Origin of the sequence: Clostridium sp. BJN0013 (genome assembly GCF_040939125.1) — a bacterium.
Classification (GTDB): Bacteria; Bacillota; Clostridia; order Clostridiales; family Clostridiaceae; genus Clostridium_B.
The window spans coordinates 1,665,283-1,677,338 of the sequence record NZ_CP162495.1; the positions used below are offsets into that span (position 1 = coordinate 1,665,283).

A 12,056-nucleotide genomic window follows, 5' to 3' on the forward strand; every position below is an offset into this window, starting at 1 on the left:
AACTATTAATCAAGTTACCCTTGTGGAAGATACACTCTTATTATTTTTAGACTTACTAAAGGATATTGCAATTTCCAGAACGGAACTTGAGATGTACGAACAATAATTAATTTATATTTATAAATATCCGTTAGTAGAGATGATCTAATCTCTATTGATTGGTACAACTATATTATACGAGGAGGAAATTATTGATGAACAGTTTTATAGGATGGATAGGTGGAAAGAAGTTATTAAGGAAAGAAATCTTAAAGAAGTTTCCTGAAAATTTCAATAGATATATAGAAGTCTTTGGAGGAGCTGCATGGGTTTTATTTTCAAAAGATAAACTTGCGAATATGGAAGTATATAATGATGTAAACGGAGACTTGGTGAATCTATTCAGGTGTGTAAAGTATCATTGTGGAGAGCTGCAGAAAGAATTATCATTTATGTTGAACTCAAGAGAATTGTTTTATGACTTTGCCAGTCAGTACAATACCAGGGGAATGACCGATATTCAAAGGGCAGCTAGATTTTTTATGCTAATCAAGACAAGCTATGGAAGTGAGTATAGATCCTATGGTTGTGTTAAGAGAAATGTAAATGTAATGATTCAATATCTTACAGATATTCAAGGAAGGCTTTCGGGCGTAGTAATTGAAAATAAGGATTTTGAGGATTTATTTAAAGTATATGATAGGGAGGAAGGTCTTATGTATATGGACCCTCCATATTATGGTACCGAAAGATACTATCAGGTACAGTTTTCACAAGAGGACCATATAAGGTTATTTGAGTGTCTTAAAAGTGTAAAAGGCAAGTTCATTCTTTCTTACAATGACTGCGAATTTGTAAGAGAGCTTTACAAAGATTTCAATGTAGATGAGGTTGAAAGAAATCACAATCTGGTGGGGAAGTACAAGGATAAGGAGCATAGGTATGGCGAGTTGATTATTAGGAATTATTAGGGAAAGAGTAAGTCCTAGAATAGTTTTACACTACTTTAGGACTTCTATGTATGAAAGAAATACAGATTTGATGATAGTATAAACATAAATGTTAATTTGCTTTTTGGTTATATTCTATGATATTAGGAATATCGTAAAGTTTTTTAATTTCATTTTTTATACTATCATCAATACGTGCACTTGTATAAACACCATATTTATTAAATGCCGTTACAAAATCATTCCACTTGATAATGTTACTTTCATACCCTGCACATAAGATTCCAAGAGTTCCAATAACATCTGTTCCTAACTCTTTGCAAGCATTTCGTGCTCTTTTATCATTTGTACAACATATAAATTTGTTTTCATAGGCAATACATATTACTATTTTATCAGATGTAGATAATTTTTTATGAGTATCATTCAAGTATGAGTATTTTTCAAAACCTAAATTCTTCTTTAAGTTTATTTCAATGTAATTCATGTTGAGTAATTCTTCAACAAGAGGATCATCTATTTCTTCTATGAGAATGTTATCGGGGATAAATACTTTAGAAAAAATTTTCGGAGGAATATCCAGCAAATCTAATTCTTGCAAATCAAGAATTGAATTTGTATCAATTACAATTTTAGTATTATATAAAGCTTTGTAATTTTTCCTCATCCGAAACCCATTTAGCTGTGATTCTTCTGGCATCAATATTTTTAATGCCCAGAAGTTCAGCTGTTTTATTTATCCCAATTTCATCTCTTATATATAAATTTTTAACCATATTATAAATCTTAGTATTTTTTTGAATATAGTTCATTGGCTCAGGTTCTTTTAATTTATACCCGGATAAATATAATTTTTTAAAAGCAGTATTTTTTTCAGTTGAGTTAATATACTTATATTTATGCAAGGCCATAATTAACGATTGAATACTTACTTTTAATTCGTTTTTTATTTCAAATAATATTTTCCATGGTATAGGAGGTTTAAGAAAATAATCATACTTTTTTAAAGAATCACATGTAATTAAAAAGTAACCTGCGAAAGAATTTGCTATTTTTTCATTTATATCAGTTTTGTAATTACTATATTGAGTGCATACAGTGCTATTAGAATATAAACTTCTATTAAATAGTAAATGTGCATATTCGTGAACTATACTAAAAATTTTCCTTTCCTCAGATATTGATTTATTATCATTAATAAAAATAAAACAACCATCTTCTTCGTTAAAAGCAGACACTCCAAATATTTGATTATTATCCATATCATCAAATATAATTCTAATACCTTTGTTCTCAAAACATTTTATTAAATCAGTACCAACACATTCACCTATAGATAGATATTCTCTTTCTTTAATTGCAATAGATTCAAGAGTTTTTTCAATATTATCGTTTAATGATTTGATATCATGTTGTTTAAGATTTAAATTATACTGAACTGGTATAAAGGAAATATTTTCATCTACAAGTTTGTAAATTTCAGAAACTTTTTTCATTTTACTTTCAATAAAATTTTTATCATAGTTATTGCAGTTTTCCTTAGGATTATTTGCCCTAAATAAAAAAGATAAGCCATCATGTTCTTCTTCAAGAAAATATTCAAATGGTTTGTTAAAGTATTTGGATATTATTAATAACTTCCCACTGTCAATAATAGTCGAGCCTTCAATTATCTTTTTTATCGTTGGTCTTGATAAACCTATTATCTTAGAAAGTTGAAGTACAGAGCAATTGTTTTCACTTAATAGATTTTTTATATTTTTACCAATAATTTTTGAAATATTCGACATACTCAAGCCCTCCTTTGTTAATATATTATACAATTAAATAAAAAAATATACAACAATATTGTAAAAATATTTTACAATATTATAAAACAAGAATAATAAATCACGAAATGGATTTTCATGTATTGAAATTATATAGAATATGGGAATTAATATAAGTATAAATCTAAGATACTTAAGGCTTATTAATAAAACTGAAAGAACATAAAAGCCCCAGGTCAACCCCAGGGCTTTTATCAATGATAAAACTAATTTAATGAGATAAGTATTCTTATGATATTAACTATTATACCCAACTCCAAACATTTTATATTTATTTTAGAAATTTAGTTTGATTTTAAATTATTTTTTACGCCCTTAACTAAATTAACTATACTCATGTAAGCTTGCTGTGTTCCTTTTGTTACAATAGGTCTGCCAAAGCTTACCCAATGTAATTTCCTTGAAGTATATCCGCCTATATTCATAAGTAGATTAACAACTGGTTTAGTATTCACAATAAAAAGTCCATTATTACTACCATGTAAAACTGAGTACATATCCTCAATGGCACGTACAACTAAATTTGCATTGTATTTTCTAGCTAAAGTATAGACTTTTGTATTAAATTCGTCTTCTCCAATATACATTAACCGTCCAATTTGATCTTTTTCAATTTTATCAAAGGTTGGCAAACTAAGGAGTTCCTCTTTATTTGGTATTCTATCCATTGGTAATTTATTAATATGTATATTAGCTGCTACTGACGTAGAATGAGTTCCTCCTACATCATGGTATATAACTATCATATTATTACACCTACTTCCACGATGAATTTTATAATTATGTATAGTGTGCTTATATTTTTAAAAAATATTATATTTATAGGAATTTTTATTCATATCTAGCTACATTAATTTACAATCTGTAAACTTAACCAATTCGTTAAAATCTCTATATTTTCTACAATTTCTATGTAAGAACATATGGATATTTAGTGCATACATTGTATATTACAAATTGCTATTAGATTATTTATTGAAAAATCCTAATATAATAATGAAATAGATTAATGTTTGTTTGGTAAATCTGGTGGTGAACTTACATCATAGTAAGGGGGAATCGATTATATGTCATTTCTTGATAACTTAAATAAGACAGTCGGGAGTGCAGCGTCAGCGGCTGCTAAAAAATCAGGGGAACTCGTCGAAATAACTAAAATCAATATGAGCATCAACAAAGAGGAAGATAGTATCAATAAGGTTTATGCAAAAATCGGAAAGAAGTTCTATGAAGTCAATGTGGATTCAATGGAAAATGATGAATATGCTAAGCTTTTTAAACAGATAAAAAAACATCAACAAACAATTAATGAACTAAAGAAAAAGCTGAACCAGATAGGAGGATAAACTCCTAATGTGGTTTTGTTGGATAAGGATTTATTGCATAAAATAAACAAGATAACAAAGAGGGGATTTCAATATTCCCCTTGTTGTACTCTATAAAAAATAATCAATAGACATATTAAAAATTTGACATATCTTTTTCAAATTGACACGATTAGGTTTTGATGTTCCTATTTCATATTTACATAAAGAAGAATAGCCTATAGAACAAACTTTAGCAAATTCACGTTGGGTATATCCTTTGATCATTCTTAATTTATAAATTTTTTGTGCAATTGTTTTTTCAGGAAGTGTATAATATATTGTAGAAGTAGAGTTTTCAATATCTTTAAATACATTTCTATATGTTGCAGTTTTGTTCATACTGCATGTCCAGTGTCAAGAAGTACTATATTTTCTGCAAATTCTTTTAAGGCATACTGTTGGCAAACTTTATTTTTTAGTTTATCCAAATTTATATCTTCTTTTGGAACTTTAAGAACAACCGCACCATCTTCTTCTAATTTATTTACAAGATCTTTAGATAAAGTTTCCTTAGCAAGTTTACAAGAACCACTGAAAGCTCCATAATTTCCATCAGTCCTTTCTCCATGAAAATCTTCAACTCCTGCACAGTTGCTTATGCTTATTCTTGGACCAAAAGTTGGACACCTTAATATACACATAGAGCATCCATTTCCGTATTTCATACAATTTCCCATAGGACCTGTAGAACCTGTGGTTTCAATAAATACATCACCTTCTTCATACTCTCCATTAGAGGTATAAATACCTTTGATTTTATTTCCTTTCATTTCAACATCTACTACCCGTGATATTAAGTTTAGTTTTATTCCTTTATCTAGAATGTATTTCCTCACAATTGGTTCGATTTTATTTACATCATACAACCAGGCGTGAGCATGATGTATTGTATTGCGACATATTTAGCGAACTATAGGACGAAGCGTGTGTTTTTTTTTTACTTCCCCATAACTGAATATCAACATCACCGGTATTGCCATTCCAGTAAACTTTATCGATTATATTCTCAAGTATAAGTCTTTTCTTAGAAGTGTCTTTTATCATATCAAAAGATGAATTAAATTCATGTAATGATTTTTCTATTATTTCAAAGTTTAATTTCTTCTGTATGTTTTCTTGTTTAGTATCTTTAGACTTCTCTAGTTTTAGATTTAATTTTTTTATTTCATTTCCTAAGGATTCAATTTTATCTTTTATAAATTCAGATGCAATAGAATTATTTGCATTTGTATGAGATAGCTGTTCCAATAATGTATTTATTTGATCGCTTTTATCTTTAATTTCTTTAGTTATTGTTTCAGTAAAATTATTTTCAATAGACGCTGCAGCTTCGTTCTTGGCAACTTGTAATTCTTTTAGTATCTTGGTTGTATTTAGTTGTTTAATATTTTCGATAATGGCCTTTTCAAGCTCTGGACCTTTTACATTAGGATTATTGCATCTATTTTTGGCTGAATGAGCTTTCATTGTACACATATAATAATAGATTCTTTCACTTCCATCTTTTTTAGGTCTGCCATAGCTTACGCGCATAGGAGCACCACACAAAGCACATTTTAAAACCCCGGATAATAAAGATTTTTTAGAAGTTCCTTGTCTTGGATTGGCTTTCTTTTTATTTTTATTTAAACGAAATTGAACCTCTAGCCAGGTACTGCTATCTATAACTCCTTCGTGTTTTCCTACTGCAGCAATCCATTCAGTCTTTTTTTTAAGAACATACTTTGAATTACGTTTATTATAGGTCATAATACCATTACCATTAGGAGTGCCGCATGTAATTATGCCCGAATCTGATAAATATTTAAAAACTCCATCATCTGACTTAACATACACAGGATTTCTTAAAATATCATTTATAGACATAGATGCAAAATCTCCTCCGTTTTTACCCCTTATATTATTAGATAATAAGTATTTAAGAACTAAGGATATAGAGCCAAATTCTATATATTTATTGTAAATTAATTTAACTTTTTTAAGTTCTTCTTTTACAGGGGAAAGTTTATACATAGATTTTTCTTTCATTTCAGAGTTGTAATAAAGTATTTTTTCAGAGTTAAATCCTAGAGGAGTTTGCCCCCCAAGCCATCTTCCTGTTTTGGCAAGTTGAATCATATTATCTCTAATTCTCTCTGCTATGGTCTCCCTTTCTAGTTGGGCAAATACAGAGGCTATATATACCATAGCTTTACCCATAGGAGTAGAAGTGTCGAATTGCTCTTTTATACTTACAAAAGATATGTTATGTTGTTGTAGCAATTCTAATGTAGTTGAGAAGTCAGCGACATTTCTGCTTATTCTATCAAGTCTGTAACACATTAGGACGTCAAATTTTTTCTTTTTTACGTCTTTCAATAGTTCTTGAAACTTAGGCCTGTTTGTATTTCCACCTGAAAAGCCCTCATCCTCATATATTATAAAATTGTCATCTTTTAAATTTAAATTTTTTTCTCCATATTCTTTGCAGAGCTGAATCTGATTTTCAATAGATTCACCTTTGCCTGTGAATAATGATTTTCTACTATATATGGCTGCTTTTATGATAATCACATCCCTAAAAAATACTATAATTTATAAAAATAAATTTAAATGAGTTTAAATTTAATATAATTGTGGTATAATATATTTAAAAGAAGCCGTTGCGGTTTTAAGCAGTTTGTTTTTAGTTATTAAAGATGCACTTTGTAGGAAGGGTGCATTTTTAATTTTTTGAGTTTTTATCTTCAGCAGTTATAGAAATTTCATTTTCAGTTAACTTATGAACCGAAGACTTACCTTTAATTTCAAGTCTATCTTTTAAATATGTTCCTACAATCACCATAGCTGTTAAGCCAAGTGATGTAGCACATATAAATCCTAATGCAATGATAGTTTCACTCAAATTTGCCACCTCCTCTGTTGTCAGATTAACCGCAACGACCTCTTTTGTAAGAGATAAAACACTGGGAGGTGACTAACTAAAAACATTTTTATTCTCTTGGTAAATATTATAACATATTTTAGCTATAGCTTAATAATATATTTTTGTATAAATTAGATAAGATATAATGGATAATTCAACATATTTAGATAAAATATATATATTTTTTTATCTAAATATGGACAAATAGTTAACTATTTGTTACAATGTAATAGAAAATACATAATTTAAATAAAGGAACATTTGCAGTTCCTTCATTTAAATTAATCTTTTATTTATTAAATTTATATCAAATAGGTTTATAGCTGTAAGTTTTTTAATATCTTTTCTTTAAATCATTTAACAAACGCCTTGATCCAAGGTGGCTGATTGTTCGTCTTTATTCTTATCCAGGCTCTGTTTAAGTTTAAGTAGTTCAATATATTTTTCAGCTTCCTTTTTTAAATCATCATCTAAAGAAGTTATATCATCTATTAGTTTTTTATCTATTTCGGAAATTTTAGATTCATCAATGTTTCTATTATTTGAATTACCTAGTAGATAATCTATGTACACGTTAAATTTAATTAATATATCTATTTAATACTTCAATCAATCTATCTGAATATGAGTATAAATCATCTAAAGAATTTAATTCGTATTTTGTATGAGTTTTATCTTCATTGGGTAATGTCAGTATTTTTTTTACGTTAAGAGATAACCTGCAGATCCACTTTCTTGTATTACCATCAAATAAGACTCCAAAATATGATTCAGTATCTTTATATGTAATATGTGATAAATCGATAGTATTTCTAAGAATTGATTTTATTATTGCGTATGCTTCAAGTTCTTCTACTGTAGTGAGAACTTTATACTTATTTTCCACGATATCATCTGTAACAGCAATTTCTTCTTTTGATTTATCATTAACTTCTGGATCTGTTCCTTTTAGTGTTTCTCTAAATTTATCGCTCATAGTTTCATTAATAAATTGATTGAGTGATTTTTTTACTATAGGGATAAATTTTTCTATAATGGAAGATGTTCTTCTACCTTCGTATATTTCTCCTAATATATAATTAGCAAAATCCTCAGATGGTTTCTCTATTTGTTTTTTTAGAAAATCTTTTATAAGGCTTGTATATTTCAACTCTGATGCAGAATTAACGATGGCATCTATATCCAGTTCATCTTTAGAAAAGCGTTTTAAATATTCAATAGAACTGTCTTTTAAATCAAATAGATTAATTTCAAAGAATGGTTTTTCATCCATTTTATTTGGTTCATCTAAATCTGCGTAAAATCTATATTTTATACCATTAGTTAAAATTCTGAATTTAGCTGGTGACGTGGTATAATATCTAAAAAGTTGAGAGCCATGTTTATCAAGATTATCATTGCAGTCTTTTGCCTCCACAAGAATTATAGGAGCCCCATTTATAAGGATTGCATAATCAACCTTTTCACCTTTTTTTACACCATAATCAGCATCAAATTCAGGACAAAATTCTAGTGGATTAAAAACATCATAACCTAGCATTTGAAAAAATGGTAATATTAATGACTGCTTGGTTGCCTCCTCTGTTTTAATCTGAGTTACTAACATTTCAGCTCTATCTGATAATGCCTGTATTTTTTCTTTGATTTCCATTCAACTTCATCCTTTCTCATATGTTACATATAATTACAAAATTTTCTCAAAAGTGTAAAAATAAAAACTCAAAATTATAAACTTGAGTAAGTTACTTAATGCTATACAATTTATTAGCTATATTATCGGCAGAGAGCTCCATACACGTATACTGCATGTCCAATCCTATTATGTATCCGATACTAGGCATATCTTCAGCTATATGTTTTACTTCATGCAAGAAAACATGGCATTGAGTTTCATAATTTACATTGCCATTTAGTATGAGATGATAATTTTCACGTCTGCTTAAATAAACAAAACCTAATGTATTTGCTGGAATGCTGAAGGCTATGGTGGTCTTTATATCAAATTCATTCATAACTTCATAGAAAGGAATGTCTTCGTTTAAAAGTGCCCTTAACAAAGGCTTATCCAATATGTCCATAATATCATCCCCCATAACATTACAATTTAGTCTCTGAAATTTTTATTGGATAATTCTTTTATAAAATCGTAGGCTTTTTCACCTTTAGTTGATGTTTTAGAAATATTTTTAATAGCTCTATCATGCAAAGTGTAGTTTCTTTCTATTGTTTCATTTACTTCTGCAAATTTATGATCCATTTGCTCAGATAAATTTTTGTGACCTTCAGCCAGTAATTTTATATCTTTGCCTTGTTTTTCAAGCAGTACTGAATTCTTTTTAACTTCCGATTCTACAGAATTTATTCTCTCATTTACATTTTTAAATCCGTTTTGCATTTCAGTATGTATGCTTTTAAGATTCTGTTGCATTTCAGAATACATTTTAGTCATAAGATCAAAAGTTTTATCTTCTTCCACATTACTTCCCCCTTTCAATATATTTTATAGATGTGATATATGTTTATCCGTCATTTCTATCTTCTTCATCTTCAATTGCTTTTATAATTCTTATTATTTTTTTTATATCATTAGGAGGCATAGCCCTAGTTTGCTTAAATAGTAGTTTTAAATCTTCTCTATCTTTTAATGAATCCCAAAACTGAGCCAATTCAGGATCGTCATTTAAAGATTCAGTTATTTTATCGGCGGAGTCATATGAATTTTTAACATCCGTTCTTCCAAGTAAATAATCTATAGAAACGTTAAAATAATCAGCTATTTTTTTCTTTATAGAATCACTAGGAATTCTTTTGCCTGATTCGTATTGAGACAATGTTGTATTAGCTATGTTAAGTATTTTAGCCAATTCCAATTGGCTTATAGATTTTTCTTCACGTAAAATTCGTATTCTATTTCCTAATATATTATTTTCCATCTATTATTTTCCTTTCACAATTAGTGAATTTAAACTTATTATAGCAGATAGTTTATTAAAATATAATATTTTTCACAAAATGAGAATAAAGCATTGACTTTCTCATAATGTGAAAGTATAATAAAGATAAAGACTTTGCTTATTGTGAAACAAGGAGGTGATTGGAACGAACAATAAAATGAAATTTTATAGGCAAAAAAATAATCTAACTCAAGAAGAAACAGCTAAAAAGTTAGGTATCTCAGTTAGTGCCTATAATATGATAGAAAACGGTAATAGAGGAATATCTCTATTAAGGGCAAAGGAGTTAGAAAAAATATTTAAAGCTACAATGGATGAAATTTTTTTTAATAATAGCTTTCACAATAAGCAAAATATACAAGAATTCCAAAAGGAGGTCGTGTGATGGATGCAAAGCTCCATCTACCTAGCAGATTTAAGGTAAGCTATATCCATGATATTCTTACCAGTGGCACTTTCAATAAAAGCTACATCTTTTGACAGTATATCAACATCTTTTTTTATTGATTGTATATCACCGAAAATATTAGCTAAATCATGCTTCATATTTTCCTGTTCAGCTTTTATGACATCTACTTTATGTTCAAGAGCTTTAAGAATTTGAGTATTTTCAGATGTTTGAGATTGAAGTCCATCAAATTTGGATTCAAGCCCGTTAAGTTGAGATTGCATTGATTCGAGGACTTTTAATATTTTTTCTTCATTGTTCATGGAATCATTCCTTTCGATTTATTTTAAATACCAAAATCAAATATAGCTAATTCTCAGATGTAGAAAACTTGTTAAAGTTTTCAAGGAAATCATAAGCTTTTTCGCCTTTAGTTACAGCAGCTTTAATTGATTTTACATCACCGGATAATTCAGCAACAGCATGGGTTAAATTATCTATTTCAGCCTTATGTACTTGGGAGCTATGTTCTAATGCTTTGAGGATCTGAGTATTCTCTGATGTTTGAGATTTAAGACCATCAAATTTTGATTCAAGTGTACCAAATCGAGATTCAAGATTATTAAGACGTTCGTTGGTTTTATTTTGAGAATCAAGTATTTGTTGTAATAGTTTCTCGGTAGAAGGCATTTATATCATATCCTTTCAGAATTTATTTTAGGGATTGTATAAATTTAGATAACAACTCCAATTGCTCTGGACTAAGGTCACGAATAGCATCAAGTAGATTTCTTATTTCAGGAGTAATAGAAGATGAATTGAAGAAATCACTAATACTTATTCCAAAATAGTTGCATATTTTAAATAGATTATCTAAAGATGGTAATTTATTTCCGTTTTCAATTTGAGTTATGTATGAATTTGATAGACCTAAATCAAGACTTAATTTTCTACTAGAGATATTTTTACTCAATCTTAATTCAGTTATTCTTTTAGCAACAAAAGCTACATCATTCATAATATACCTGCTTTCTAATAGTTAGCATACTTAAGTTTATTTTATTAATTTTTATCCTTTTAAACAACGTAATTAATATAAATGCTAACTTTTAGTAAATATTTATATTGACATGCTAACTTAAAGTAAGTATAATGTAATTAAAGTTAGGAGGTGCATTTAAAAATGAACCTAAAAAATAATATTAAAAAATATAGAGCACAAAAAAATTTATCGCAAAGAGAGCTGGCAGAAAGAGCCAAAGTAACTCCTGCCTATATAGCGTTATTAGAAACTGGGGATAGAGAAAATCCATCTACAAATATACTGTTAAGGCTATCCATGGTATTAGAGGTATCAGTAAGCGAACTTTTGGGGCTAAACGAAGCAAAGGAGGTCGTGTGATGGATGAAGAGCGACAGGTTAATGAGACTGCTCCTGAAGTATCAGTTAAAGAGCAATCAGATTATACAACTGAATACAAAATAGATAAACCAGTACGTTTAATATTAACTACTGATAAAAATTTATATGATGAAATTATTAATAAAAGTAATGGGATACCACTTCCTATGGTTTGCTCATCTACAAAGGCCGTGGGAATTTGTTTAAGTCAATCCGGTCAGGCTTTGTACTTGGTTCAAATCCCTGTGGGTAAATAGGATCATCTGCTTTGTTCCATACAAA

The 12,056-nt window shown here is 28.6% G+C and carries 19 protein-coding genes and 1 pseudogene; 5 read left to right on the forward strand and 15 right to left on the reverse strand.

From position 1 onward, the window contains the following. The first annotated feature begins 194 nt into the window (after window positions 1-194). Window positions 195-950 (forward strand): DNA adenine methylase, encoded by a 756-nt coding sequence (locus tag AB3K27_RS08555; RefSeq protein WP_368490783.1) that lies wholly within the window; start codon window positions 195-197, stop codon window positions 948-950. Between the two features lie 91 nt (window positions 951-1,041). Here the strand turns inward: AB3K27_RS08555 and AB3K27_RS08560 are convergent, their stop codons facing one another. The 3 genes from AB3K27_RS08560 to AB3K27_RS08570 all read right to left on the reverse strand — a co-directional run bounded on the left by AB3K27_RS08560 (window position 1,042) and on the right by AB3K27_RS08570 (window position 3,504). Further along, a complete protein-coding gene (locus AB3K27_RS08560) occupies window positions 1,042-1,596 on the reverse strand; it encodes a hypothetical protein (protein ID WP_368490784.1) in 555 nt (184 codons plus the stop codon). Next, window positions 1,568-2,719 carry a helix-turn-helix domain-containing protein gene (locus AB3K27_RS08565; protein WP_368490785.1) on the reverse strand — a complete coding sequence of 384 codons (1,152 nt, stop codon included), beginning with the start codon at window positions 2,717-2,719 and terminating at the stop codon, window positions 1,568-1,570. The genes AB3K27_RS08560 and AB3K27_RS08565 overlap by 29 nt, the downstream gene beginning before the upstream one ends. A gap of 323 nt (window positions 2,720-3,042) precedes the next feature. Beyond that, on the reverse strand, window positions 3,043-3,504 hold the full coding sequence (locus tag AB3K27_RS08570; protein ID WP_368490786.1) for a DUF3189 family protein: 462 nt from the start codon (window positions 3,502-3,504) through the stop codon (window positions 3,043-3,045). A 321-nt stretch (window positions 3,505-3,825) separates the two neighbouring features. Between AB3K27_RS08570 and AB3K27_RS08575 the strand changes: the two genes are divergently transcribed. Then, a complete protein-coding gene (locus AB3K27_RS08575; RefSeq protein ID WP_368490787.1) occupies window positions 3,826-4,104 on the forward strand; it encodes a hypothetical protein in 279 nt (92 codons plus the stop codon). A gap of 90 nt (window positions 4,105-4,194) precedes the next feature. Here AB3K27_RS08575 and AB3K27_RS08580 read toward each other — a convergent pair whose 3' ends face one another. From AB3K27_RS08580 to AB3K27_RS08620, 9 genes and pseudogenes are all read right to left on the reverse strand, one after another. Next, window positions 4,195-4,464, reverse strand: a complete 270-nt coding sequence (locus AB3K27_RS08580) for a helix-turn-helix domain-containing protein (RefSeq protein WP_368490788.1) — start codon at window positions 4,462-4,464, stop codon at window positions 4,195-4,197. Window positions 4,465-4,466: 2 nt separating this feature from the next. Then, window positions 4,467-5,006: pseudogene (locus tag AB3K27_RS08585) on the reverse strand (FAD-dependent oxidoreductase); the annotation flags it as partial. Further along, window positions 4,984-6,669 (reverse strand): recombinase family protein, encoded by a 1,686-nt coding sequence (locus AB3K27_RS08590; RefSeq protein ID WP_368491203.1) that lies wholly within the window; start codon window positions 6,667-6,669, stop codon window positions 4,984-4,986. The gene AB3K27_RS08590 and the pseudogene AB3K27_RS08585, both read right to left, overlap by 23 nt. 160 nt (window positions 6,670-6,829) lie before the next feature. After that, on the reverse strand, window positions 6,830-7,009 hold the full coding sequence (locus tag AB3K27_RS08595) for a hypothetical protein (RefSeq protein WP_368490789.1): 180 nt from the start codon (window positions 7,007-7,009) through the stop codon (window positions 6,830-6,832). A 378-nt stretch (window positions 7,010-7,387) separates the two neighbouring features. Further along, entirely contained in the window at window positions 7,388-7,603 is a 216-nt protein-coding gene (locus AB3K27_RS08600; RefSeq protein ID WP_368490790.1) for a hypothetical protein, read from the reverse strand. Window positions 7,604-7,610: 7 nt separating this feature from the next. Then, on the reverse strand, window positions 7,611-8,681 hold the full coding sequence (locus AB3K27_RS08605; protein WP_368490791.1) for a type I restriction endonuclease: 1,071 nt from the start codon (window positions 8,679-8,681) through the stop codon (window positions 7,611-7,613). Window positions 8,682-8,772: 91 nt separating this feature from the next. Beyond that, window positions 8,773-9,108: a hypothetical protein gene (locus AB3K27_RS08610; protein ID WP_368490792.1), complete on the reverse strand. Its 336-nt coding sequence runs from the start codon at window positions 9,106-9,108 to the stop codon at window positions 8,773-8,775. A 26-nt stretch (window positions 9,109-9,134) separates the two neighbouring features. After that, on the reverse strand, window positions 9,135-9,506 hold the full coding sequence (locus tag AB3K27_RS08615) for a hypothetical protein (protein WP_368490793.1): 372 nt from the start codon (window positions 9,504-9,506) through the stop codon (window positions 9,135-9,137). A 43-nt stretch (window positions 9,507-9,549) separates the two neighbouring features. Then, complete coding sequence (locus AB3K27_RS08620) at window positions 9,550-9,963, reverse strand: helix-turn-helix domain-containing protein (RefSeq protein WP_368490794.1); 414 nt, start codon at window positions 9,961-9,963, stop codon at window positions 9,550-9,552. Between the two features lie 178 nt (window positions 9,964-10,141). Between AB3K27_RS08620 and AB3K27_RS08625 the strand changes: the two genes are divergently transcribed. Continuing rightward, the gene (locus AB3K27_RS08625) at window positions 10,142-10,369 is read left to right on the forward strand and encodes a helix-turn-helix transcriptional regulator (protein ID WP_368490795.1); all 228 of its coding nucleotides are present in this window, start codon (window positions 10,142-10,144) and stop codon (window positions 10,367-10,369) included. A gap of 17 nt (window positions 10,370-10,386) precedes the next feature. On the opposite strand, the gene AB3K27_RS08630 is transcribed toward AB3K27_RS08625, so the two are convergent. From AB3K27_RS08630 to AB3K27_RS08640, 3 genes are read right to left on the reverse strand one after another with little or no spacing between them, the layout of a single operon-like run. After that, window positions 10,387-10,695: a hypothetical protein gene (locus AB3K27_RS08630; protein ID WP_368490796.1), complete on the reverse strand. Its 309-nt coding sequence runs from the start codon at window positions 10,693-10,695 to the stop codon at window positions 10,387-10,389. Between the two features lie 46 nt (window positions 10,696-10,741). Next, a complete protein-coding gene (locus tag AB3K27_RS08635) occupies window positions 10,742-11,062 on the reverse strand; it encodes a hypothetical protein (protein ID WP_368490797.1) in 321 nt (106 codons plus the stop codon). A gap of 22 nt (window positions 11,063-11,084) precedes the next feature. Next, window positions 11,085-11,390 carry a helix-turn-helix domain-containing protein gene (locus AB3K27_RS08640; RefSeq protein ID WP_368490798.1) on the reverse strand — a complete coding sequence of 102 codons (306 nt, stop codon included), beginning with the start codon at window positions 11,388-11,390 and terminating at the stop codon, window positions 11,085-11,087. Between the two features lie 165 nt (window positions 11,391-11,555). On the opposite strand from AB3K27_RS08640, the gene AB3K27_RS08645 reads away from it, so the two are divergent. Together AB3K27_RS08645 and AB3K27_RS08650 are read left to right on the forward strand one after the other, a co-directional pair. Continuing rightward, window positions 11,556-11,774, forward strand: coding sequence for a helix-turn-helix transcriptional regulator (locus tag AB3K27_RS08645; protein WP_368490799.1), 219 nt, complete (start codon window positions 11,556-11,558; stop codon window positions 11,772-11,774). After that, complete coding sequence (locus tag AB3K27_RS08650) at window positions 11,774-12,031, forward strand: hypothetical protein (protein ID WP_368490800.1); 258 nt, start codon at window positions 11,774-11,776, stop codon at window positions 12,029-12,031. Before AB3K27_RS08645 ends, AB3K27_RS08650 begins: the two co-directional genes overlap by 1 nt. Window positions 12,032-12,056 lie beyond the last annotated feature (25 nt).

What these genes read in the sequence shown, in the direction of transcription:
- AB3K27_RS08555 (WP_368490783.1), top strand. Translation starts at nt 195, where the DNA reads ATGAACAGTTTTATAGGATGGATAGGTGGAAAGAAGTTATTAAGGAAA.
- AB3K27_RS08560 (WP_368490784.1), bottom strand. Translation starts at nt 1,596, where the DNA reads ATGAGGAAAAATTACAAAGCTTTATATAATACTAAAATTGTAATTGAT.
- AB3K27_RS08565 (WP_368490785.1), bottom strand. Translation starts at nt 2,719, where the DNA reads ATGTCGAATATTTCAAAAATTATTGGTAAAAATATAAAAAATCTATTA.
- AB3K27_RS08570 (WP_368490786.1), bottom strand. Translation starts at nt 3,504, where the DNA reads ATGATAGTTATATACCATGATGTAGGAGGAACTCATTCTACGTCAGTA.
- AB3K27_RS08575 (WP_368490787.1), top strand. Translation starts at nt 3,826, where the DNA reads ATGTCATTTCTTGATAACTTAAATAAGACAGTCGGGAGTGCAGCGTCA.
- AB3K27_RS08580 (WP_368490788.1), bottom strand. Translation starts at nt 4,464, where the DNA reads ATGAACAAAACTGCAACATATAGAAATGTATTTAAAGATATTGAAAAC.
- AB3K27_RS08605 (WP_368490791.1), bottom strand. Translation starts at nt 8,681, where the DNA reads ATGGAAATCAAAGAAAAAATACAGGCATTATCAGATAGAGCTGAAATG.
- AB3K27_RS08610 (WP_368490792.1), bottom strand. Translation starts at nt 9,108, where the DNA reads ATGGACATATTGGATAAGCCTTTGTTAAGGGCACTTTTAAACGAAGAC.
- AB3K27_RS08620 (WP_368490794.1), bottom strand. Translation starts at nt 9,963, where the DNA reads ATGGAAAATAATATATTAGGAAATAGAATACGAATTTTACGTGAAGAA.
- AB3K27_RS08625 (WP_368490795.1), top strand. Translation starts at nt 10,142, where the DNA reads ATGAAATTTTATAGGCAAAAAAATAATCTAACTCAAGAAGAAACAGCT.
- AB3K27_RS08630 (WP_368490796.1), bottom strand. Translation starts at nt 10,695, where the DNA reads ATGAACAATGAAGAAAAAATATTAAAAGTCCTCGAATCAATGCAATCT.
- AB3K27_RS08635 (WP_368490797.1), bottom strand. Translation starts at nt 11,062, where the DNA reads ATGCCTTCTACCGAGAAACTATTACAACAAATACTTGATTCTCAAAAT.
- AB3K27_RS08640 (WP_368490798.1), bottom strand. Translation starts at nt 11,390, where the DNA reads ATGAATGATGTAGCTTTTGTTGCTAAAAGAATAACTGAATTAAGATTG.
- AB3K27_RS08645 (WP_368490799.1), top strand. Translation starts at nt 11,556, where the DNA reads ATGAACCTAAAAAATAATATTAAAAAATATAGAGCACAAAAAAATTTA.
- AB3K27_RS08650 (WP_368490800.1), top strand. Translation starts at nt 11,774, where the DNA reads ATGGATGAAGAGCGACAGGTTAATGAGACTGCTCCTGAAGTATCAGTT.